Source organism: Agrobacterium bohemicum (genome assembly GCF_001562555.1).
GTDB classification, from domain to species: Bacteria; Pseudomonadota; Alphaproteobacteria; order Rhizobiales; family Rhizobiaceae; genus Agrobacterium; species Agrobacterium bohemicum.
Genome location: NZ_KQ961044.1, coordinates 1 through 4503, shown reverse-complemented (window position 1 = coordinate 4503; position 4503 = coordinate 1). Strand labels below are relative to the sequence as shown.

Here is a 4503-nt window from a genome sequence, read left to right as displayed (position 1 = left end):
TCTTCATCCGAATCTTCTCCAAAATCATTGTGAGAAAATTCTACTTTTAAACCCGGTTAGTTTGCGGGGGGATTACCCGTCTGGCTCCAACTCTATTGCGTCCGCATATGAGGCTTTTCGCTTGTCAGTGTGGGCATGTGGTCTTGACGCAGCCTGTCACCGGTCTCTTTTCGATCTTTTTCCAAAAGAGATGAAACTCTCTTTTGAGCAGACGCCATATTTTTGTGATTATGGCCCCTCAGCTCCAAGTTTCAATGACGCGCCATACAAGCACATGTTTTTTAAGGACAATTACCCCAATGGCGTCGCTCAACCTATGTGCAGAGCCTACTACTGCAAATACAAAGAATGCTCTGCAGAGAATTCTAGTGCTGAGTTGTTTATATTAAGCGACAAGTTTCGCCCGCATTACGATCTCCTTTATAAGGCCATTCAGCCATGACCGAGAACGTTTAGATACATCCACTCGCTAACGATAAGAGGTCACGGTACTGCGGTTAGAGGTTCGAATACGTTTGTAGACATTAATCCGGCATTTGTGGTCGGCACAGAAGATCGGAGTAGGTCTTGAGGTGGGTTGGCATACAAGCGTCCGCTTTGCGCCATAAGCGGTCAAAGCATCAAATCCAACCGAGATAGCGTGAGTCGGCATTGTTCACAGAGCGGCTCGTTTTTACCGCCACGATAATAGCTCAGGGCGATCACCGCTCCATACAACGCCCAAGCTTTGCCGCGAAGCCATTCGCCCTCACTCAAGCCCAGGACGCTCCTAAATCCTTCTCGGGCAGATGGCTGCACCCACGACCATGCGGTTGCATAGTCGGCAGCAGGGTCTCCTACGGCAGACAGCCCCCAGTCTATGACCCCAGACAGTTTTCCACCAACGGTCAGAAGATTGTCTGCCTTGAGGTCACCATGCAGCCATACCGGTGGGGCGTCATATCTCTCCGAAAGAGCCTCGTTCCAAAGCTCAACAGCCGCCTTTGCGTCGATTTCATCCGACACGATGTCAATAGCCGGAAGAGTGCGAGCCGACATCTCAGTGAGGGGAATGCCCCTGAGATTGTTGATTGGCCCTGCCATCGATGCGTCTGCCGTCGATTTCACATGCAGGGCTTTCAAGAAGCTCGCCAACGAGATTGCGGCCTCTTCGGCGTCTGCGATGTTTTCGGGGGTGGCGATGTTCCCCGCCATCCAATCGAATATCCCGAACTCGCAATCCAAACCAAGATCAACGCGCCCACGATACCGGAGTGATGGCGTCATCAATGGTAAGCCATCGAGATGAGGTAACCAGTCCAGTTCCTTTGAGACCAGAAGTGCCGCACTTTTTCTTCGCGGTATCCGAAGGACCAATTCATCGCCAATGCGATACAGCGCATTATCGGTGCCGGAAGACGTGACTCGATCCACAGGCAAGTTAGTCCACTGAGGCGTTTGCCTCTCTAAGAGCTGACGGATCAGCGCATCGGTTACGGGTAGATCATCTTGGTGCATAATGACCTTTGTAAAGCACGGCCCCGTTCCGGCTACATGACATTCGTTGTCAGTTACGGGCCAAATACAGCGTTGGCGGCAATGCGCCAATTGCGGTCATTCCGATATCGGCTGAACCGCGTAGGTGCGGTAGGCATCCGCGCGGATCGCTGCCTCCCCTCGGTCTGGATAAAACACATAGCTTGGAGCAAGGATGGGCGAGGTCCGTTCAATGAAGACGGATATCACATGGCGTATCGGAAATGCGCCGTGTGTCTTCGCCAGCAACGGCGCAGCCAATGTCGTGAAATGAGGATGGTCGGGGGCAATGATTTCGGCCATGCCTTCGAGCTTGCGCCCTCGCTGAAGAAAAACGTCAATCAGACTGATACAGACGGCAGGATTTGCACGAATATTCCTAACACTGCGCCCCGATGCAATATCGGCAATCACAAGGCGGTTTGATCCGGTTTCGGCATAGATTTCCTTAGGAGAAACGTTCGGTCTGTTGCTGGAATCCACCGTCGCCAGCCAACAGAGAACGGCACATTCCGGCTCGTTTAATTTGTCGGTCATGCGCGCTTCTCCAAGATAAGGTGGATACCGAACAGCACGAGAAACGTTCCCATGATCCGCTCAATCCAGACGCCGAACCGCCTGTAAGCGGCCCGCGCTGGTCCGGTGGACAGCAGCCAGACGACCAGCCCATACCACAAAATTTCCAAGGCAAAACCGCCGGAAAGTATGGCAATCTTTGCTGGCGTGGAAGTTTCCGGCGGAATTGTTGCGGCATAGAGGCTGATAAAAAAAGCAATCCCTTTGGGGTTGCTGAGATTGACAAGAAGGCCGAGCCGTAGACCCCGTGCGAAGCTGTCGTGAGCCAAGGGAATGCCATCGACGCCTTCCGGGGTGGGGCCGTGCAGCCAGCTCTTGATCCCAAGATAAACCAGAAACAGGCCTCCGGCGATCTGCACCGTGCCCGCCAACCAGCCGATCCGTGTGAGCAACAGGGCAAGGCCGGACATGCTCAGGATCGCATAGAGGGTTGCGGCACAGGCGAGACCGAGCGTTGCGCCAAGAGAAGTTCGCTTCGCCCCTGAGATGGCCAAGCGGGAAATCAGCGCAAAATTAGGCCCGGGACTGATGACGATGGCCGCGTAGAGAGCCAGAACGGTCATGATGACAATTATATCTGCTGGCATACTCTGGCCTCCAATTCACACGATCCACACTAGACTAGAAGTGTGAACTTCCGCGTCAAGTATGGCAACCGTCCGCTTCGGGCCAACTGCTGCCTCGGCAGCGTTGCGCCAAAAACGGTCATTGCACTTTCTCCGGAATTTGTATTTGTTTAAACGGTTCGACAGGAGGGACTGGGTTGCCAATTGTGTATTCCGCAGACGCTGATGCCATTCTCTCAACGGGTGTCTGGCTGGGACCTGGTCGTACCAACTGGGCCTTGACCAAAGAGCAGGCTCTCGTTGCGATTGGCAAACTTCGTGACGCAAAATGCATTTTGTTAGGTGGGGATGTCCTCAACGGGCCTGGAAAGAACTTCAGTCACACCTATGACAACTGGTATTTTGAGCCTTCGTCTCCACCGAGTCCCGATGATCTGTCATTAAGCGCATTCAAAGCATCTTATTACATTAGCGATTATCCAGTTGAGGATGCTTATTTCGTACTTGTACCCAGATCAGCATGACCGCTTCGGGCCAATGGCCGTCATGGCAGCGTTGCGCCAGAACCGGTCATAGATGTGTCATATGCCTTCGTTACTCAGTCCAGGAAAGCCGGGAGAATGACGGATGGCACATGTTATCTTTCTTCATGGCGCGTCAAGTAGCGGCAAATCGACCGTTGCAAGAGCGCTGCAAAGACGCATCGAGAAACCATTCTGGCACATATCCATTGATCATCTGCGCGACGCTGGGGTGCTTCCAACTGAACGCTTCAAGAGGGGTGATTTCCGCTGGGCTGATTCCCGCATGGCTTTCTTCTCCGGATTCCATGGATCGCTGAAAGCATACGCCGATGCAGGTAATGATCTGATCCTTGACATATTCTCGATACCCAGGGGTGGCTGGAAGAACTTGTCGGTCTCCTGGCGGGGCACGATGTCTTCTTCGCCGCCGTGCATTGTCCGCTCGAAATTCTGGTCGCGCGTGAAGCCGCGAGAGGTGACCGACCGATGGGCAGCGCCAAGAAGGATTTCGAGACGATACATGTCGGCAAACGGTATGACATAGAGTTGCAGTCTGAGGACGGCGCCGACGCAAATGTTGAGAGGCTGCTCACGGCCTGGAGAAACAGCATTCGCTCGTCCAGTTTCGCGAAATCGAAGTCCGCTTAGGGCCAATAGCAGCCTTAAGCCGAAAGCCGGCTGTATCATTTGGTCGTGACGCATATGCCCCCCCTTTTATCGTCCGCAGCCAAAATAGGAAAATAATCACACAAGCCTTTACCGAGAGACATTATTCCGCTATGGTCTTTTTCGATGGATTTCCACGCTGGTACTCCAGGTGGGAGGTGAGGCAGGAATGATCGTTATGGAAAGACGCAAGCCATCACGTTTGTTTCCGGTTCGATCAGGTGAGAGCAAGGTGGCAGGTGAATGGGGTTGAGTTGGCACTAAGGGAAATGTGAGCAAACGGCATTGATAGCAGGCAGGAGTTAAGCCGACGCACAGGGCCCGTGTGTCGGCATAGCGTATGATGGAATAATCGGGGCGCTGAGAGGTGCTGCCACATAGAATACAATTTTCGAGGCAGCTTCCAGCGTCCCGTTGAAATGGCTCGTCGGCTTTCTGGCTTGATGGGCAAAGAATGGTCATAACGTGGGCTCATTGAGTTCCGCGAACGCGAATTTGTATCCTCAAGGAGAAAGGTGGTTTCGTTGGCAATTGAGCAGTAAATATATATAAAAAACTAAATTCGTTTTGCTGCATATATAAAAATATATTGCGGAACGATTGGGCGTGGAAAAAATATATTATTGACCCGAAATTTAATTTCCGGCCAACCCGTA

The 4503-nt window shown here is 52.5% G+C and carries 6 protein-coding genes; 3 read left to right on the top strand and 3 right to left on the bottom strand.

Translation table 11 applies throughout. From position 1 onward, the window contains the following. Window positions 1-442, top strand: a 442-nt coding sequence (locus ATO67_RS23415; RefSeq protein WP_210176183.1) for a hypothetical protein, incomplete at its 5' end; no start/stop codon positions are given. A 170-nt stretch (window positions 443-612) separates the two neighbouring features. Here ATO67_RS23415 and ATO67_RS22110 read toward each other — a convergent pair. From ATO67_RS22110 to ATO67_RS22100, 3 genes are all read right to left on the bottom strand, one after another. Next, window positions 613-1413: an aminoglycoside phosphotransferase family protein gene (locus ATO67_RS22110; RefSeq protein ID WP_245304069.1), complete on the bottom strand. Its 801-nt coding sequence runs from the start codon at window positions 1411-1413 to the stop codon at window positions 613-615. Window positions 1414-1593: 180 nt separating this feature from the next. Beyond that, window positions 1594-2052, bottom strand: coding sequence for a pyridoxamine 5'-phosphate oxidase family protein (locus tag ATO67_RS22105; protein ID WP_082760395.1), 459 nt, complete (start codon window positions 2050-2052; stop codon window positions 1594-1596). After that, a complete protein-coding gene (locus ATO67_RS22100) occupies window positions 2049-2678 on the bottom strand; it encodes a LysE family translocator (protein WP_067654048.1) in 630 nt (209 codons plus the stop codon). The genes ATO67_RS22105 and ATO67_RS22100 overlap by 4 nt, the downstream gene beginning before the upstream one ends. Before the next feature lie 185 nt (window positions 2679-2863). Between ATO67_RS22100 and imm40 the strand changes: the two genes are divergently transcribed. Both imm40 and ATO67_RS23960 read left to right on the top strand, forming a co-directional pair. Continuing rightward, window positions 2864-3181: an Imm40 family immunity protein gene (gene imm40 / locus ATO67_RS22745; RefSeq protein ID WP_245304068.1), complete on the top strand. Its 318-nt coding sequence runs from the start codon at window positions 2864-2866 to the stop codon at window positions 3179-3181. A 103-nt stretch (window positions 3182-3284) separates the two neighbouring features. Then, window positions 3285-3725, top strand: coding sequence for a phosphotransferase-like protein (locus ATO67_RS23960; RefSeq protein ID WP_425352245.1), 441 nt, complete (start codon window positions 3285-3287; stop codon window positions 3723-3725). The last annotated feature ends 778 nt before the right edge of the window (window positions 3726-4503 follow it).